The organism is Streptomyces sp. NPDC048248 (genome assembly GCF_043201875.1).
GTDB lineage: Bacteria > Actinomycetota > Actinomycetes > Streptomycetales > Streptomycetaceae > Streptomyces.
On sequence record NZ_JBICZL010000003.1, the window covers coordinates 281,567 to 298,622 of the forward strand.

The window sequence follows — 17,056 nt, forward strand, 5'->3', positions numbered from 1 at the left end:
AGGGGCTGACGCCCCGCCATGTGCGTGTCAGGGCATTTCGGTTGGGATGCTCCCGCGCACACGCCCCTACAGTGAGCGCGTGCTGCTGCCGGTGAATGTCACTCTCGGGGTCGTCCTCGCCGTCCTGCTGGTCGTGGCCGTGGCCGTCGTCGCGCTGGCGCGTCTGGGGCACGCCCGCGCGGTCGCCGTCGCCGGGCTGCGTGCCGCCGTCCAGCTGACCGCCGTCTCCTACCTCATCGGCTGGGTCGTCAGCGCGGTGCCGTGGCTGCTGTGCTTCCTCCTGCTGATGTTCACGGTGGCGGCGCGGACCGCGGGCCGCCGCATCACCGGCAACCGCACCTGGTGGTGGGCGTCGGTGCCGATCGCCGCGGGAGTGGTGCCGGTCGTCGGGGTCCTGTTGCTGACGGGTCTGGTGCCGCCGCGCGGTCTCGCCCTGATCCCCGTCGCCGGCATCCTCATCGGCGGCGCGCTGACCGCCACCGTGCTCGGGGGGCGGCGCGCACTGGACGAGCTGGAGACCCGGCGCGGCGAGGTGGAGGCGGGGCTCGCGCTCGGCCTTCCGGAGCGGGACGCCCGGATGGAGGTCGCCCGCCCCGCCGCCTCGGACGCGCTGCTGCCGGGACTCGACCAGACCCGCACCGTGGGTCTGGTCACACTCCCCGGCGCGTTCGTCGGGATGCTGCTGGGCGGCGCCTCGCCCGTACAGGCCGGTGCGGTGCAGCTGTTCGTGCTGGTCGCGCTGCTCGCGGTGCAGGCGACGGCCTGCGCGGTGGTGCTGGAGCTGGTGGCGTGCGGACGGATGCACCGCGTACCCTTGACGCCAGCAGAAGGGGAGTAGCTCTTCGCCGGACCGTCGACATACTGCCCTCCCTCGTGGAGAGCCGGCGCCCGGAGGCTTGTCGGACCGCGGATCGCGGTGGCGGGCCAGCGAGACCTTCGGCCGCAGTGTTTGACGCTGCCGTGCCGAAGCGATCCCTCTTCCCGGGGCTTTTCGGTGCGGCCCGACCGATCGAGGTATTCAGCCCCGTGTTCAGCTTCACCGTCGCAGCCGTCGTCTTCGGCGTCGTCTTTCTCGCCGAGCTGCCCGACAAGACCGCCCTCGCCGGGCTGATGCTCGGCACCCGCTACCGCGCCTCCTACGTCTTCGTCGGGGTCGCCGCCGCGTTCCTGGTCCATGTCGCGCTCGCCATCGCCGCGGGCAGCGTGCTCACCCTGCTCCCGCACCGCTTGGTGCAGGCGGTCGTGGGTGTCCTCTTCCTGGCGGGCGCCGCCGTCCTGCTGTTCAAGAAGGACGATGCGGAGGAAGAGGTCAAGAAGCCCGCCGACCAGAGCTTCTGGAAGGTCTCAGGGGCGGGCTTCATGATGATCCTGGTGGCCGAGTTCGGTGACCTGACGCAGATCATGACGGCCAACCTCGCCGCCCGCTACGACGACCCGGTCTCGGTCGGCGTCGGCGCGGTGCTGGCCCTGTGGGCTGTGGCGGGCCTCGGCATCCTGGGCGGCCGCACGCTGATGAAATACGTCCCGCTCAAGCTCATCACCAAGGTCGCGGCCGGCGTCATGATCCTGCTGGCCGGGTTCAGCCTGTACGAGGCCATCGCGGGCTGACGGGCCCGGCCGGGCTGCGCAGGGCCCGCTCCCGGGACGTCGCATGCGAACGGCCCTGCCCGCCTCGGAAGGCGGGCCGGGCCGTTGTCGTGGCGCGGGCAGGCTCAGGACGTCAGGTGCAGGGCGATGGTGCCGTCGGGCAGTGCCTCGACGCGGATCGGGGTGAGATCGCGGACGTGCGCCGTGGGGGCGAACGCGGCGGCGCGGTCGCCGACGCCGACGACGCGCATGCCCGCCGCGTGGCCGGCGGCGATACCGGCCTCGGAGTCCTCGAAGACGAGGCAGTCCTCGGGGGCGTACCCCAGCTCGGCCGCACCCTTGAGGAAGCCCTCCGGGTCGGGCTTGCTGGCGCTCACACACTCCGCGGTGATCCGTACGGACGGCATGGCGAGCCCGGCCGCGCCCATCCGGGCGTCCGAGAGGGCGATGTCGGCGGAGGTCACCAGGGCGTGCGGGAGGCCGGCGATCGCGTCCATGAAGGCGGGGGCGCCCGGGACCGGCACGACGCCTTCGGTGTCGGCGGTCTCCTGCTCCAGCATCCGGCGGTTGTCCGCCATGTTGAGTTCCATCGGGCGGTCCGGGAGCAGCGCGGCCATGGTGGCCCAGCCCTGACGGCCGTGCACGACCTTGAGGACGTCCTCCACCGGCAGTTCCCGCTCGGCCGCCCAGCGCCGCCAGCAGCGCTCGACGACGGCTTCGGAGTTCACGATCGTGCTGTCCATGTCCAGCAGCAGTGCGCGGGCGGTGAGCGTGGTGGTGGCCGTCATCGGCGGGCTCCTGAGCGCTACGGGCGGGTGCTGATCGGACAGCGTCGTGCCGAGAACCGAACCGGTCCCGGCCGAGAACACAAGCGGTCCCGCCCGCCGGTCAGGGAAAACGGGCGGAACCACTTTGTTCCTACACGATACAAAACGTTTCCGGGTGCCGACAACCGGCCCTGGTCAGAGGCGGGCCCGGCGGCTCCGCCGGGCCCGTTCCGGCGGCTACGGCTCGCTGGTCCGCGACTCCAGGGACGCGCGGGTGGCTGCGCCGTACACGCCGTCCGGGTCGCCGTGGACGCCGTAGGCCCGCTGGTACCGGGAGACCGCGGCGCGAACGCCTGCGTCGTACCGGCCGTCGTCGCCGCCCACATACAGCGCCAGCTGCCTCAGGCGGTCCTGCAACTCCGCGACCTCGGGGCCGCTGGACCCTTCGCGCAGCTCGATCGGCCCGGTGGGCGGGGCGCTCGGCCCCTGGCTGCCGGGGGCCGCCGTGACGCTTCCGGCCGCCCGGGTCGGTACGGGAGGGCGCGGTGTGGAGGTCCGGTACAGCTCCGGCGTGCCGTCGGGGGCCGAGCGTGTGCTGACTTCCCGGGAAGGCGGAGGCGGCGAGGCGGGGGAGGGGCTCGCGCTGGCCGTCGGGGGGTGCGGGTCGCCGCTGGTCGGGAAGGCCGCGGTGGGGGCGGCGGTGCCCTGGTCGGGCAGCGCGGCCTCATGGCGTCCCCCGCCGGACAGCGCTTCGCCGGCGATGAGCACGACGGCGGCTGCCACGGCTGCCCCGGTGACCGCCAGCACGGCGGGGACGGTACGCCGGCTGCGGGGGCCGCGCGACGAGCTGCCGGCGGGTGCCGTCGGCTCAACCTCGGCCGGCGCCGAGGTGAACGTCCTGGAGGTCGGCCCGGCGCGGCGCCGCAGTGCGGGGACATGAGCGGTGGCGGGCTGCGCGTCGGCAGGCGCGGGGTCGGCAGGCGGTACGGGGGCAGGCGGTACGGGGGCGGGCGGTGCATCGGCAGGCGTCGCCTCGACGGGCCGCGCCGGGGCGGACGCCGCTGCCCCGCACGTCCCATGCGCCCCGGCTGTCGCATCCGCGCCGTCCGGGTCCCCGTCCGCCTCGCGTAACGACACGTATGGCCGTATGTGCAGCGGATCAAAGTCCTCGGCGCCGGCCGCCGCGCACAGGCAGGAGGGCCGGCCGTCTCCTCGTACGGGTGCGAAGCAGTGCGGGCATGATCCTGCCGTCACGAGCGGTCCCCTCCCTGGCGGTCCTCGAACCGGCAGCGATTATCCAGAGGCGGCCCGGCTCCGCACAGGCACTCCGCAACATCCGTCAGGTGTCCCTCGCGTGACGACCGGGCGACCGGGACCACCGGACCGCCTCTCGGCGGGCCGTATCGGGTGATTGCCACCAGGATGGATGAAAGCTCCGAAAGCTCCGAAGGGCCGTCGTGACAGGAGAGGACGGCCGGAACAGAGGGAGACGTACATGGCGCAGGACGCCGGCGCACCTGCGGTTCCCGGCGAGGGCCAGTCCACACGGACGGTCCTCGTCGCGATCGGCGCGCTGTTGCTCGGCATGCTGATCGCGGCCCTGGACCAGACGATCGTGGCCACCGCGCTGCCCACGATCGTCAGCGAGCTGGGCGGCCTGGACCATCTCTCCTGGGTGGTCACCGCCTACCTCCTGGCGTCGACGGCGGCGACTCCCCTGTGGGGCAAGCTCGGTGACCAGTACGGCCGCAAGAAGCTGTTCCAGACCGCCATCGTGATCTTCCTGCTCGGCTCGGTGCTCTGCGGCGTCGCGCAGAACATGCCGCAACTCATCGGTTTCCGGGCGCTCCAGGGCCTGGGCGGCGGCGGCCTGATCGTGCTGTCCATGGCGATCGTCGGCGACATCGTGCCGCCCCGCGAACGCGGCAAGTACCAGGGCCTCTTCGGTGCCGTCTTCGGCGGTACGAGCGTCCTCGGGCCGCTTCTGGGCGGGGTGTTCGTCGACCACCTCAGCTGGCGCTGGGTCTTCTACATCAACCTCCCCATCGGCGTCGTCGCCCTCGCCGTCATCGCCACCGTGCTGCACATCCCGGTCCGCCGCACCCCGCACCGGATCGACTACCTCGGCACCGCCCTGATCGCCGCCGTCGCCGCGTCCCTGGTGCTGATGACCTCCCTCGGCGGGGTCAGCTTCCCGTGGGGCTCCTGGCAGATCATCGGGCTCGGCGTCCTCGGCGCCGTGCTGCTCGTCGCGTTCGTCGCCGTCGAGCGCCGGGCGGCCGAACCGGTCCTGCCGCTGCGCCTGTTCACGCTCCGCACGTTCACCCTCTGCTCGGTCATCGGATTCGTCATCGGCTTCGCGATGTTCGGATCGATGACGTATCTGCCGACGTTCCTCCAGGTCGTCCAGGGGGTGTCGCCGACGCTGTCCGGGGTGCACATGCTGCCGATGGTGCTCGGCATGCTGATCGCGTCCACCGGCTCCGGGCAGATCGTCAGCCGCACCGGGCGCTACAAGGTCTTCCCGATCGCCGGCACCGCGGTGGTGGCCGTCGGCCTGCTGTTGCTGCACCAACTCGACCCGGCCAGCAGCGTCGCCGCGATGAGCGTCTACTTCTTCGTCTTCGGCTTCGGGCTCGGCCTGGTCATGCAGGTGCTGGTGCTCATCGTGCAGAACGCCGTCCCGTACCAGGACCTGGGAGTGGCCACCTCCGGGGCGACGTTCTTCCGCTCCATCGGCGCCTCCTTCGGCGTCTCCATCTTCGGCACGATCTTCGCGAACAAGCTCGCGCCGCGGATCTCCGGTGCCCTCGCCGGGCAGCAACTGCCGCCCGGCATCGACCCGTCGAGTCTCGCGGAGGACCCGAGGACCGTGGCGCGGCTGCCGGCCGATCAGGCGACCGGGGTGCTCAACGCCTATTCCGTCTCGATCACGGATGTCTTCCTCTACGCCGTGCCGGTCGTCCTCGTCGCGTTCGTACTGGCCTGGTTCCTCAAGGAGGAGCCGTTGCGCGGCAGCGTCACCGCGCCGGACACCAGCGAGGTGGTCTCCTCCAACCCCGTCGAGCGCTCCTCACGCGACGAATGCGCTCGCGCGCTGTCCAAACTCGGCAGCCTGGAGGGCCGCAAGCACATCTACGAGAAGATCACGGCCCGGGCCGGCCTGGACCTCAGACCGGCGGCGAGCTGGCTGGTGCTGCGGATGTACCGCTACGGCTCGGTGGAGCCGGGCCTGCTCGCCGAGCGCAGCACCGTGCCGCACGGGGTGATCTCCGAGGCCGTCCGCCAGGTGGAGGTGCGCGGGCTGGCCGCGCGCGAAGGGCTGTTGCTGCTGCTCACCGACCGCGGCCGGGAGACGGCGAGCCGGCTGTCGGCCGCGCGGCAGGAGTCGCTCGCTGAGCTGCTGGGGGACTGGTGGACCCGGGACCGGCCGACCGATCTCACCGAACTCGTCGCGGAGTTGGCGAAGGAGCTGTGCGGTTCGGACGGGGAGGAGCCGCACCACGAAGACGCCCGCCGAGCGGTGCCGCGCACGCCCCCGTCGCCGCGCCCGCCGGACCTCGCGAAGTGAGCGGCCGGGCGGACGGGAGTACGCGGGCTCCTAGAGAGCCGGCAGCCGCTTCTCGAAGTAGATCTCGGCGTAGTCGTCGTGGTGGTAGGGCGCGATCTCGACGAAGCCGTGCCGCCGGTAGAGCGCGATGGCCTCCACCAGGTCGCGGCGGGTGTCCAGCCGGATCCGGTCGGCCCCCAGGCCGGCCGCGGCCCGCTCGGCGGCCGTGAGCAGTCCGCCGGCGGCGCCCGTGCCCCGCCGGTCGGCCCGCAGGAACATCTGCTTGAGTTCCGCGGTGCGCGGGTCCAGCAGCCGCACCCCGGCGCACCCGGCAGGGGCGCCGCCGTACCGTGCGACCAGCAGCAGACCGTTCGGCGGCGCCAGGTGGTCCTCCGGATACGCCGCCAGTCCCTGCTCGATCTCCTGCGGCGTCGAGCGGCGCCCCTGGTGCAGCGTGAAGTACCGGTCGGCGACCTCGGTGTAGTACTCCCGCAACAGGGCCCTGGCGTCGGGCGAGTGGAACGGCTCGACGGACAGGGCCCAAGGAGGGGGCAGCGCAACAGCGTCACTCATGACGCCATTGTGGCGGCGGGTGCGCGGCGGTTCGTACGCGGCCACGGTGCCGGCAGCTCCCCACGGCCGGTGGGGCGGGCGGGTCACCGCACCCGCCCCGACGGGGTCAGCCCTGCTTGGGGCCCGTCTGCTGCACGACCTCGAAGGACCACAGCGTGGAGCCGGAAGCGGCGGGCTTGGGCCGCTCGCCGCCCTCGGCGCCACCGCCCTGGTGCGCGGCCTTCATCGGGCCCTCCATCCATGCCTGGAAGGACTCCTCGTCGCGCCAGCGGGTGTAGACGAGGTACTGGTCGGTGCCCTCGACGGGGCGCAGCAGCTCGAACCACTCGAAGCCGTCCGAGCTGTCGACCGTTCCGGCCCGGGAGGCGAAGCGCTTCTCCAGAACCTCACGCTGCTCGGCCGGCACGGTCAGTGCGTTGATCTTCACGATGCTCATGGGAACCATCGTGCCGCATGGTGCATAACGGATGTCGCCCAGGTCCTTCGACCGGCACGGCGGCGGGAGTCGGCGGGTCACACGGGCGGATGGGGGAGCGGTCCCGGTGGCGGGGGCGCGGACCGGCGACGGCACAGCAGCACGATCAGGACGACCGTCGGCGGCAGCGAGGACACGGCTCCGACCGCGAGGACCCACGCGGGAAGGGACCCCACCTTCAGCAGGACGTCTTCGTACTGCACCCGCTGGAACGGGGTGTCCGCGGCCGCGCGCCGCAGTTCGTGGTCGCCGCTGATCCGTTGCGGTCGCGGGAAGTGCTGGTCGAGGGCGGTGAGGTAGGCGTCGCCACGGCCGGTGAGGCCGCGTATCGCCTTCGTGGGCCGGATCCGGCCGGCGAAGAAAACCTCCGGGGGCGATCCTCCGATGGCGCTGCGCGGCTCCATCCGGTGTGACGCCAGCACATACAGGCCCAGTGACTGAGGTGTGGTGGCGAGCCGGGAGAGCCGCATGGGGTAGACGAGGCGCTCGCTGGCGAAGGACAGCCGGAGCGGTTCGAGGGTGCCCGACAAGGTGCGGCTCCGCTCGGCGGGGGCCAGCCGCACCGCGACGTACTCCCAGCCCTGTCGCACGTACGGGCGCAGTTCGGTGGCCAGGGACGCGGGGAGGCGGAACCCCTGGGAGGTCAGCCAGTCGCCCAGCGCGTCGGGGTCGGAGGCGGTCAGCCGTGCGACGTCGAAGGGGCCGAGGCGTTCCCGGCCGACCACACCGACTCCCGGGCCCTTCGCACCGGGTGCCGGGGCGGCCGCGCCGTCCATGTCCCCGCCGAACGGCCAGTCCCGGGCACGGGGCCAGAAGTAGTGGCGCTGCTCGACGGCGGGAGAGGTCCTTGCGGCGAGTTGCTGGAAGAGGACGGGGTCGCCGAGTTCCACCTCGGCCCGGTGCGGCACCGGCATGATCCAGGCGGCGTCCGGCGCGGTGCCGTTGACCGTCAGGCTCATGACGATCTGCTCGGTTCTGCCGTCCCAGTGCACGACGGAGGTTTCGCGGTCCACCGCAAGCGCGGTCTTCGGGTCGTGCACCATCGCCCCGCACCCACAGGCGTACGCCGGCCTGGCCAGGGCCACCAGTTGTGCCGCCAGCAGGAACAGCACCACCCACAGGGCCCGTTGCCGCCCTCTCGTGCGCGCCGTCGCCACGCTCATGTCCGTCCCCCGTCGGTGACCTGCCGATCGAGGTGATCGGCACGGTCACAGACGGGCGGGGCGGTCTCGCCGGTTCCGGCCGCCGCCGTCGGGCCGCGGGTGAAGGCGGGTGCTTCCCGGCGGGCGGTGCCGGGGGAGCCGTCAGGCCGCGGCGCGGCCGGAGGCGCCGGCGAGTTCGCGGGCCTCCGCCTCGCTCTCCACGGCGGGCGGCGAGCCGGGCAGCGGCTTGCGGGCGCTCTCGGACATCAGCAGTACGGCGATGCCGCCGATGACGGCCGCCGCCATCATGTAGTAGGCGGGCATCATCCGGTTGCCGGTCGCGCCGATGAGGGCGGTGACCACCAGCGGCGTGGTGCCGCCGAAGAGCGAGACGGAGATGTTGAAGCCGATCGACAGCGAGCCGTAGCGCATCTTGGTCGGGAACAGCGCGGGCAGCGTGGACGGCATCGTCGAGGTGAAGCAGACCAGCAGCAGGCCCAGCGCGGCCATGCCCAGCGCGATCGCGACCAGCGATCCCTGACGGATCAGCAGCAGTGCGGGCACCGAAAGCACCAGGAATCCGGCGCAGCCCGCCGCGATGACCGGGCGGCGGCCGAAGCGGTCGGTGAGCCGTCCGGCGAACGGCTGGACGCACATCATCACCACCATCACGGCGAGGACGACCAGCAGCCCGTGCGTCTCGTCGTACTTCAGCTCCGAGGTGAGATAGCTCGGCATGTACGACAGCAGCATGTAGTCGGTGACGTTGAAGACCAGGACCAGGCCGACGCACAGCAGCATCGCCCGCCACTGGCCGAAGACCATCTCGCGGATGCCGGCGCGCTTCTCCGCCTCCCGGCGCTTCTTCTCCTTCGTCCGCGCCTCCTTCTCCAGCCGGGCGAAGGCCGGGGTCTCCTCCAGCCGCATCCGCAGATAGAGCCCGATGATGCCCATCGGGCCCGCGATCAGGAACGGGATGCGCCAGCCCCAGGAGTGGAGGTCGTCGGTGGACAGCAGCGCCGTCATCAGGGTGACCAGGCCGGCGCCGCCGACGTAGCCGGCCAGGGTGCCGAACTCCAGCCAGCTGCCGAGGAATCCGCGCTTCTTGTCGGGCGCGTACTCGGCGATGAAGGTGGCGGCGCCGCCGTACTCACCGCCGGTGGAGAAACCCTGCACCAGGCGGGCCACGAGCAGCAGGACGGGCGCCCCCACGCCGATGGAGGCGTATGAGGGGATCAGGCCGATGGCGAAGGTGCCGGCCGCCATCATGATCATGGTGATGGCGAGGACCTTCTGCCGCCCGATCCGGTCGCCGAGCGGACCGAAGACCATGCCGCCGAGCGGACGCACCAAGAAGGCCGCCGCGAACGCTCCGAACGTCGACAGCAACTGCGCGGTCGGGTTCCCGGACGGGAAGAAGACGTGTCCGAGGGTGACCGCGATGTAGCTGTAGACGCCGAAGTCGAACCACTCCATCGCATTGCCGAGCGCGGCGGCCGACACCGCGCGCTTGACCATCACGGGATCGACGACGGTGGGCCCGCCCGCCGTCCGCTTCTCCAGGTCGGGTGCGGCCTTGTCTCGGCCGTCACCGTGGGTACCGGAACCGGGTGCGACGGGGGACTGCGTCGGCACGTGCTCGCTCGCCTGCGCTCTCTTGGAAGACGTCATGACAGCGCCCGCCACACAGTGGCGGGGCAAAGGTCGACCATAGGTGCAGACCGGACCATCACGGACAGTGCACGGATGACCCCGCAGTCGGCCGCAAACCGCTCCCCGCAAGGGAAATGCCGATTCCGAGCGCTGTCGGGCGGGGCAGTGATTGTGATCCTTCTCGCGATGACCGGCCGCAACCGGACCGCCCTGTGACCTGCGGCACGCGCTTGCGGGCGGGCCGCAGGGCCCCTCGCGAACCCTCCCGGCGGGCGGTCTTCCAAGGGGCCCACGCGCGCGAACGGCGCGGCGGTGCAGTTCACCGCCGCGCCGATGGATCGTCGCGTCCCTCAAGGATCCGGCATACGGGGCCACTCCGCCACTCGGAGCGGTAGCCGGGGCGGGCCGGGGTCGAGGCGGGCGTGGGCGTACGGCGCCGGGGCGGGCCGGTGCCTCACGGCATCCACGCCTCGTACGACAGCACCTCCCCAGACGTGATCTTGAAATCGGGGAGGTCCTTGGTGAAAGTGATCTCGCTGCCCAGCAGCCGCCCGGATCGGGGGTCGAGGATCACCATCTGCCGGGTGGCGTCCAGGGCGCCGTCGGGCCCGTCGTAGACGTACGCCTGACCGTGGCGGCCGAGACGGTCGGTGACCGGGCCGGCCGGGCGAAGCCCGTCGGTGCCGGCCAGCAGGCGGACGACCGCAGCGGTCTCGCGCGGCCCCGGGGTCCACTCCTGCAGGAACGAGGAGAGCGCCGAGAGGAGCTGCGGCGTCCGCGGGCCGGTGCCTCCGTAGTGCGCTGCCAGGTGCTCGCGGAGCGCCGCGGGCCCGGTCGGGGGCCGGCCGGCCGCGTTGCCCCCGGCGCGGGAACCGGCCGGATAGGTCGTGCGCCGCAGCACCTCGCCGTTGTTGACGGTGCGCCAGCTGCCACCCGAGTCGTCGATGACCGCCTTGCCGGGGTGTCGCGGGTCGGTGGCCACCACGAGTTCCGAGCCGCTGCCGTCGGGCCGCCAGCGGGAGATGCGTTCGTGCGGCACGGTGTCCGGCGGCGCGGCGTCCGGCCCCGTCTCCATGCTCAGATACCAGGTCTGCAGATGGCTGCCCCGGCGCGGCCCGGCGTCCTTGCCCGCTGAGCGCGCCACCTCCTCCGCCCGATGCGCGAGCGTCTCCAGGGGCACGGATCCGGTGGCGCCGCGCGGGACGATCGGCGGCGGAGCGGCGGCGGCGGGAGCGGCCCCGGCGCCGGAGAAGGTGTAGGCGAGCACCGCGACGAGGACGAGCACCGCGGCCTCCGCGCGCAGGACCAGGCGCCGCCGGGCCTGCCGCGCACGCTTGCTGGTCAGCAGGCGGTGCAGCGCGAACTCGGCGCGGGCATCCAGCGGGCGGTCCCGCCAGGGGCCCTCGTCGGCCCGCACCGGATCGGCCGCACGCAGCACATCGAGTTCGTCAGTCATCGCGGTCGCCCCCTGTGCGTACGCTCACGGTCATCTGCATGCGGTCGATCTCCGTGCGAAGGCGGCGCCTGGCGCGGTGCAGGCGCATGGCCGCCGCGCCGCTGCTGCAGTCCAGCGCCACGGCCAGTTCCTCCAGGGTGAGTTCCTCCCAGGCCGTCAGCCGCAGGGCCTCCTGGTCGGCGACGGAGAGACGGGCGAGGGCCTCGTGCACCCAGGAGCCGGCCCGTTCCGCGTCCGGACTGTCGACGGTCTGCCGGCGGTGCGCCGCCTCATGGTTGCCGAGCCGGTGCAGCAGCCGCCGGTAGCGGCCCATGCCCCGCACCGTGTTGGCGAGGCAGTTGCGGGCCACGCCGTACAGCCAGGGCAGCGGCGCGTCGGGGAGTTCGGTGCGGCGTCTCCAGGCTATGGAGAAGACCTCCGCCACCACTTCCTCGACCTCGTGTGCCTGCCCGTCCAGCCGCCGCGCCACGAAGCGGCTGACCGCCCAGTAGTGCGCGCGGTAGGCATCGGCGAAGGCTTCGTCCGTGCTCATGAACCGTTGATGTCCGCCATGGCTCCGATCTTCACACCCCGCGTGGTGAGACTTGCCACGCCCTCCCGGGGCCGCTCGCCGCGCCGTGCCGTGAAGTGCGGGACGTGTGCGGACACCTACCGGGCATGAGGCTTCCCGTGCAGTGGCTCACGACCACCGACCACAAGACCATCGGCACGCTCTACCTGGTCACGTCGTTCGCGTTCTTCTGCGTCGGCGGCCTGCTGGCATTGCTGATGCGCGCCGAACTGGCCCGCCCGGGCCATCAGATCGTCTCGAACGAGCAGTTCAACCAGGCGTTCACGATGCACGGCACGATCATGCTGCTGATGTTCGCGACGCCGCTGTTCGCCGGTTTCGCGAACTGGATCATGCCGCTGCAGATCGGCGCGCCCGACGTGGCGTTCCCGCGGCTGAACATGTTCGCCTACTGGCTCTATCTCTTCGGCTCGCTGATCGCTGTGGCCGGCTTCCTCACCCCGCAGGGTGCGGCGGACTTCGGCTGGTTCGCGTACTCGCCGCTCTCGGACGCGGTGCGTTCGCCGGGTGTCGGTGCGGACATGTGGATCATGGGTCTGGCCTTCTCGGGCTTCGGCACGATCCTCGGTTCGGTCAACTTCATCACGACGATCATCTGCATGCGTGCGCCTGGCATGACGATGTTCCGGATGCCGATCTTCACGTGGAACGTGCTGCTGACCGGTGTGCTGGTTCTGCTGGCGTTCCCGGTGCTGGCGGCGGCGCTGTTCGCGCTGGAGGCGGACCGTAAATTCGGTGCGCATGTCTTCGACGCGGCCAATGGTGGCGCTCTGTTGTGGCAGCACCTGTTCTGGTTCTTCGGGCATCCGGAGGTGTACATCATCGCGTTGCCGTTCTTCGGCATCGTTTCCGAGGTCATTCCGGTGTTCTCGCGGAAGCCGATGTTCGGTTACATCGGTCTGATCGCGGCGACGATTTCGATTGCCGGTCTTTCGGTGACGGTCTGGGCGCACCACATGTATGTGACGGGCGGCGTGTTGTTGCCGTTCTTCTCCTTCATGACGTTCCTGATCGCGGTGCCGACGGGTGTGAAGTTCTTCAACTGGATCGGCACGATGTGGAAGGGCTCGTTGTCCTTCGAGACGCCGATGCTGTGGGTGATCGGGTTCCTGATCACGTTCACCTTCGGTGGTCTGACGGGCGTCATCCTCGCGTCGCCCCCGATGGACTTCCACGTCTCCGACTCGTACTTCGTGGTGGCGCACTTCCACTACGTCGTCTTCGGCACGGTCGTCTTCGCGATGTTCGCCGGCTTCCACTTCTGGTGGCCGAAGTTCACCGGCAAGATGCTGGACGAGCGGCTGGGCAAGATCACGTTCTGGACGCTGTTCATCGGCTTCCACGGCACGTTCCTCGTCCAGCACTGGCTCGGCGCGGAAGGCATGCTGCGCCGTATCCCCGATTATCTCGCCGCCGACGGCTTCACCGCCCTGAACACCGTCTCAACGGTCTTCTCCTTCCTCCTCGGCAGTTCCCTGCTGCCGTTCTTCTTCAACGTCTGGAAGACCGCGAAATACGGTCGGAAGGTCGAGACCGACGACCCCTGGGGATACGGCCGTTCGCTGGAATGGGCAACGTCCTGCCCCCCGCCGCGGCACAACTTCCGTACGCTGCCACGTATTCGTTCCGAATCCCCGGCATTCGACCTGCACCACCCGGAGACCGTGCGTGAGGTCATGAGCGGGGCGCGCGTGTGAGTGAGGGAATGCGGATGGACGAAGCCATCAACGAGATCGAGGGATATCTGCTCTGGGAGGCGGAGAAGGACCGGGCCCGCACCCGGGCGGAGTCCTTCTGCGCCGGTATGCCGTGGCTCACCGACACCCAGCGCGAAGAAGTCGAACGGCGGTACTGCCAGGACCAGCGCGAGACGTCGCGTGCCTACCTGGAGCGCATCGCGGTACGAAGTTCCGCCCTGCGCGCCGAATACGAAGAGGTGTACCGCGACCTGCGGCGAAGGCTGCTGACCGCCTGGGTGAGCGGGATGGTGGCCGTGGCGGTGCTGGTGGCGCTTGCGGCCGCCGGCCTCGCCGCGCGATGAGGCGCGGCGAGGCCGGGGCTGTCGTACGGTGCGGCGCCGGTGCGACGGCCGCGGGCGGGTGGTGCGCCCGCGGCCGTCCCCCGTCGCTCAGCCGGTGACGGTGATCTGGGAGGCGGGGTCGGTGGTGTCGGTGACGTTGTAGGTGGCGTTGAACGTCGAGCTGGTCGCGCTGGTGGGGCAGCCGAAACCGCCCACCACCTTCACCGGCACCGAGGCGTTGGTGAAGGTCAGCGTGGACGGCGCGCCATTGGCCCAGGTGCCGTTCACCGTCGCCGCCCCGGTGGGCGCTGCGGTCACCGTGCAGGACGCAAGACCGCTGGTCTTGAGGACGAAGCCGGCGGCTGGGATGGTCAGTCCCGCGGTCACCGGGGCGCCGTTCTGCATGGCGACGCCCCAGCTCCCGGTCGTGGTGACGGTCGCACTGACGCCGGGCATGCTCGTGGTGCAGGATCCGTAGGTCGCCGGCGAGATGGAACTGCTCACCGGTCCGGACGCGTTCTGGTTTCCGGGCGCCGCCGGGACCTGACCGCTGGAGGTCGAGGTGGTGCAGGTGACGGTCACCGACCCGGCCGTGAAGGTCGCCTTGCCGCTGAGAGTGGCGGTGAAGCCGTGACCTGCGGGGCTCACGGTCGTGGACGCGGCGGCCGCGGACGGGGCGTCGGCGGGCTGCGCCGTGGCGGAACCGGTAGCGGCCAGTGACAGTGCGACGGCCGCGACGATGCCCGTTCCGGCGGCGAACAGAGCGCGCGGACGGTGCGTGGGGTGCGTCATGCGGGTCTCCTTCTGAGGGGGATGCCGATGGTGCGGGTGTGCGGGTGTGCGTGTGCGGACCCGTGCGCGCCGGGCCATCCGCTCTGCGGCAGGTGACCGGGCGCCGGGACACAGGGGGGAGCGCCGGGCGGTGCGCATGCCGGCGCTCATCGAGCCGTACGGCAGCCGGATGGCGCGCGTACGGCGGGGCAGTTGCTGTGTGCGGGGGCTTACGACTCGGCGGGAGCCGGTGCGGACGGGGCCGCGGGCTCCTCAGGAGCAGGGCCGACGGCGCCTGTGGGGTCCGCTGCCGGGATCGGCTGCCAGGCGAAGATCATCGCCCCGCCGAGAATCCCCAGGACGGTGCCGATCAGAAACCCGCCGAGGTTGGACATCACCAGTGCGGCCGCCGCGCACAGGACGGTGAGAACGCCCGCGAGCCCGCGGTAGTGCGGCGCGAACCACGCCGACAGGCCCATCACGATCATCACCAGCCCCATCAGTACCGACGGGATGCCGGCGATGCCCTGCTGGAGCATGATCTTCAGCGGTGCCAGCGGGAGCGCGCAGATCTCCGCCCCGGCGAGGACGGCGGCCAGTCCGCCCCAGAAGGGACGGCCCTTGCGCCAGCGTCGCCACCGCGCCCACCCGCCGGGACGGGTGCGCTCCTCGTCGCGGGCGGGTGGTGCGGGACGGGTGCCCGGTGCGGGCTCCGTCGGCGGTCCGGTTGCCCGGTCGGCGGCGGCCGCCATCTCAGAAGCATTCCTTCTTGCCCTTGGAGACCTTCATGCTCAGGCCGGAGAGCTTGAAGGTGCCCGCGTTGGTTGCCCAGGCGGTCTGCCGGAGGTTGCTGATGGTGACGTCGTCGGCCTGCTGGGCGAAGAGGTCCTGCATGCCCTGCGCGCTGTCGGGGCCCTTGTCCAGGGTGGAGGCGTCCCGGCCGATCTCGATCCGGTGGAAGGAGGCGTTGCCGGACAGCTGGGTGGCGTCGACGAAGAGATCGGCCGCCTCGACGGGCTTGCCCTTGGTGCCGGCGCTGAGGTTGAGCGAGATGTCGCCGATGACCGGCAGGTGGGTGACGACCGACTGGCACAGGTTGTTCAGCTCCGCCGACTTGATCGCGGTGACGGCGACCGGCAGGAGCTCGCCCCTGGCGTTCGCGTCCACGCTGCCGTACTGGGCGAAGCCGTCGCCCTTGAGGCTGTCGGCCGAGACCTTGAACTGCTGCCCCGAGACGGCGAACGAGGCGGCGAGGGCCCCGTTGGCCAGGGCGATGCCCAGGGCGGCGGTGCCGGCGAGGGCCGGGACGGAGAGCACGGCGAACTTCCGCCAGCTGATGCGTCCCGTGACATGTCTGCCGTGTGCGTCCTTCATGAGGTGTGTCCCCTTCGAAGAGCGGTGGATCGCGCTGTCGAAACGTGTGGGGGGAGTGCGGTGCGTGGTGCGGCGTACGGGCCGTGCGAGCAGAGGCGGTGCGCGGGCGAGCGACGGAGGCGTGGGGCCGGGCGGGCAGGCCGTCGGACGCCCGGCTGCTGAGCGGCCGGGCGCGGCACGGCTGAGCCGCAACCGGCAATGCATGGGGGAGATCGTGCGGCTCTGTCGTACGCGGTGAAGAGCTGTGCGTGATTGTGCTGAACTGCCGAGTGTTACTGGCGAGTTGAATGTAAGTCTGCCAATGACCGCTGGCAAGGTTGCGAGAGCGGCCGTTTTCGGACTACTGCGGCCCGGGGTCCTCGTCGCGGCGGAGGATCTCCCCCAGCTCGGCCCGCACCCGGCGTTCCATGGCGCGGGCGAATTCGGCGCTGACCACGTCACCTGCCACCGGCCGCAGTGAGTCCACCGCCTGGGCGATGCGCTGGAGTTCGGCCGGCGAACGGTGATCGAGGCCCGCGGCCCCGATCACATGCGTACGGATCACCTCGACGAAGCGGTCCGCCAACTCCGCCACCCTGGACTGTGCGAACGCGCCGGCCTCCAGCACCACCGAGAGCGGGACACCCTCCTTGACCAGGGCGAGTGTCCCGTCGAGCAGGCGGCGACTGACATGGGTGACGGTGTCACCTTCGACCGTGAGGTACCCCAGCTCGACGGCCCGCCGGATGGCGGCGTCGGTCGCCTCGTGGCCGAACATCGCCGCAAGGTCCTCCAGAGCGATCTCCACGGGCTCCTCACGGGACCATTCGCGGGTCATGGCCTCTTCCAGGCCCAGGAGTTCGGCGACGCCGCTGCCCTGCTCCCAGGCCGCGATCAGCTCCGCGATACCGCTCACCGCATAGCCGCGGTCGAGGAGGTCGGAGATGACCCGGAGCCGGGCCAGGTGCTCCTGGGTGTACCAGGTGACCCGGCCCTCGCGGCGGGGCGGCGGCAGCAGGCCGCGCTCCTGGTAGTACCGCAGATTGCGCACGTTGACGCCGGCGGCCTGCGCCAACTCCGTGACACGGTATTCCTGTTGGCGCTCCGGTACGTCGTTCACCCAGGAAAGTCTAGGTGC

General features: G+C 71.3%; 17 protein-coding genes and 1 pseudogene. 6 read left to right on the forward strand and 12 right to left on the reverse strand.

The features are described 5' to 3' along the window. Positions 1 to 79 precede the first annotated feature (79 nt). Together ACGFZW_RS07325 and ACGFZW_RS07330 are read left to right on the forward strand one after the other, a co-directional pair. The gene (locus tag ACGFZW_RS07325) at positions 80 to 838 is read left to right on the forward strand and encodes an ABC transporter permease (protein ID WP_393892059.1); all 759 of its coding nucleotides are present in this window, start codon (positions 80 to 82) and stop codon (positions 836 to 838) included. A 188-nt stretch (positions 839 to 1,026) separates the two neighbouring features. Beyond that, on the forward strand, positions 1,027 to 1,608 hold the full coding sequence (locus ACGFZW_RS07330) for a TMEM165/GDT1 family protein (RefSeq protein ID WP_393892060.1): 582 nt from the start codon (positions 1,027 to 1,029) through the stop codon (positions 1,606 to 1,608). Positions 1,609 to 1,712: 104 nt separating this feature from the next. On the opposite strand, the gene ACGFZW_RS07335 is transcribed toward ACGFZW_RS07330, so the two are convergent. Further along, entirely contained in the window at positions 1,713 to 2,375 is a 663-nt protein-coding gene (locus ACGFZW_RS07335) for an HAD-IA family hydrolase (protein ID WP_393892061.1), read from the reverse strand. 216 nt (positions 2,376 to 2,591) lie between these two features. Then, a complete protein-coding gene (locus ACGFZW_RS07340) occupies positions 2,592 to 3,161 on the reverse strand; it encodes a peptidoglycan-binding protein (protein WP_393892062.1) in 570 nt (189 codons plus the stop codon). On the opposite strand from ACGFZW_RS07340, the gene ACGFZW_RS07345 reads away from it, so the two are divergent. Both ACGFZW_RS07345 and ACGFZW_RS07350 read left to right on the forward strand, forming a co-directional pair. Then, on the forward strand, positions 3,148 to 3,294 hold the full coding sequence (locus ACGFZW_RS07345; protein WP_393892063.1) for a hypothetical protein: 147 nt from the start codon (positions 3,148 to 3,150) through the stop codon (positions 3,292 to 3,294). The genes ACGFZW_RS07340 and ACGFZW_RS07345 overlap by 14 nt on opposite strands. A 555-nt stretch (positions 3,295 to 3,849) precedes the next feature. Continuing rightward, on the forward strand, positions 3,850 to 5,925 hold the full coding sequence (locus ACGFZW_RS07350; RefSeq protein WP_393892064.1) for a DHA2 family efflux MFS transporter permease subunit: 2,076 nt from the start codon (positions 3,850 to 3,852) through the stop codon (positions 5,923 to 5,925). A 30-nt stretch (positions 5,926 to 5,955) separates the two neighbouring features. On the opposite strand, the gene ACGFZW_RS07355 is transcribed toward ACGFZW_RS07350, so the two are convergent. From ACGFZW_RS07355 to ACGFZW_RS07380, 6 genes are all read right to left on the reverse strand, one after another. Further along, the gene (locus tag ACGFZW_RS07355) at positions 5,956 to 6,477 is read right to left on the reverse strand and encodes a GNAT family N-acetyltransferase (protein WP_393892065.1); all 522 of its coding nucleotides are present in this window, start codon (positions 6,475 to 6,477) and stop codon (positions 5,956 to 5,958) included. Between the two features lie 106 nt (positions 6,478 to 6,583). Continuing rightward, positions 6,584 to 6,913, reverse strand: a complete 330-nt coding sequence (locus ACGFZW_RS07360) for an antibiotic biosynthesis monooxygenase family protein (protein WP_393892066.1) — start codon at positions 6,911 to 6,913, stop codon at positions 6,584 to 6,586. 77 nt (positions 6,914 to 6,990) lie between these two features. Next, positions 6,991 to 8,115, reverse strand: a complete 1,125-nt coding sequence (locus tag ACGFZW_RS07365; protein ID WP_393892067.1) for a DUF2330 domain-containing protein — start codon at positions 8,113 to 8,115, stop codon at positions 6,991 to 6,993. Positions 8,116 to 8,256: 141 nt separating this feature from the next. Next, the gene (gene proP / locus ACGFZW_RS07370) at positions 8,257 to 9,612 is read right to left on the reverse strand and encodes a glycine betaine/L-proline transporter ProP (RefSeq protein WP_393892364.1); all 1,356 of its coding nucleotides are present in this window, start codon (positions 9,610 to 9,612) and stop codon (positions 8,257 to 8,259) included. 589 nt (positions 9,613 to 10,201) lie between these two features. Then, on the reverse strand, positions 10,202 to 11,203 hold the full coding sequence (locus tag ACGFZW_RS07375; protein WP_393892068.1) for a CU044_5270 family protein: 1,002 nt from the start codon (positions 11,201 to 11,203) through the stop codon (positions 10,202 to 10,204). Next, positions 11,196 to 11,735 carry an RNA polymerase sigma factor gene (locus tag ACGFZW_RS07380; RefSeq protein WP_393892069.1) on the reverse strand — a complete coding sequence of 180 codons (540 nt, stop codon included), beginning with the start codon at positions 11,733 to 11,735 and terminating at the stop codon, positions 11,196 to 11,198. The genes ACGFZW_RS07375 and ACGFZW_RS07380 overlap by 8 nt, the downstream gene beginning before the upstream one ends. 137 nt (positions 11,736 to 11,872) lie before the next feature. Here ACGFZW_RS07380 and ctaD point away from each other — a divergent pair. Together ctaD and ACGFZW_RS07390 are read left to right on the forward strand one after the other, a co-directional pair. After that, positions 11,873 to 13,471: pseudogene (gene ctaD, locus ACGFZW_RS07385) on the forward strand (cytochrome c oxidase subunit I); the annotation flags it as partial. A 14-nt stretch (positions 13,472 to 13,485) separates the two neighbouring features. Then, positions 13,486 to 13,815 (forward strand): hypothetical protein, encoded by a 330-nt coding sequence (locus ACGFZW_RS07390; protein ID WP_393892070.1) that lies wholly within the window; start codon positions 13,486 to 13,488, stop codon positions 13,813 to 13,815. Positions 13,816 to 13,902: 87 nt separating this feature from the next. On the opposite strand, the gene ACGFZW_RS07395 is transcribed toward ACGFZW_RS07390, so the two are convergent. The 4 genes from ACGFZW_RS07395 to ACGFZW_RS07410 all read right to left on the reverse strand — a co-directional run bounded on the left by ACGFZW_RS07395 (position 13,903) and on the right by ACGFZW_RS07410 (position 17,038). Further along, positions 13,903 to 14,586: a hypothetical protein gene (locus ACGFZW_RS07395; RefSeq protein ID WP_393892071.1), complete on the reverse strand. Its 684-nt coding sequence runs from the start codon at positions 14,584 to 14,586 to the stop codon at positions 13,903 to 13,905. Positions 14,587 to 14,795: 209 nt separating this feature from the next. After that, complete coding sequence (locus tag ACGFZW_RS07400; RefSeq protein ID WP_393892072.1) at positions 14,796 to 15,317, reverse strand: DUF6114 domain-containing protein; 522 nt, start codon at positions 15,315 to 15,317, stop codon at positions 14,796 to 14,798. A 1-nt stretch (position 15,318) separates the two neighbouring features. After that, complete coding sequence (locus ACGFZW_RS07405) at positions 15,319 to 15,939, reverse strand: DUF6230 family protein (protein ID WP_393892073.1); 621 nt, start codon at positions 15,937 to 15,939, stop codon at positions 15,319 to 15,321. A gap of 340 nt (positions 15,940 to 16,279) precedes the next feature. Next, positions 16,280 to 17,038, reverse strand: a complete 759-nt coding sequence (locus ACGFZW_RS07410; protein WP_393892074.1) for a MerR family transcriptional regulator — start codon at positions 17,036 to 17,038, stop codon at positions 16,280 to 16,282. Positions 17,039 to 17,056 lie beyond the last annotated feature (18 nt).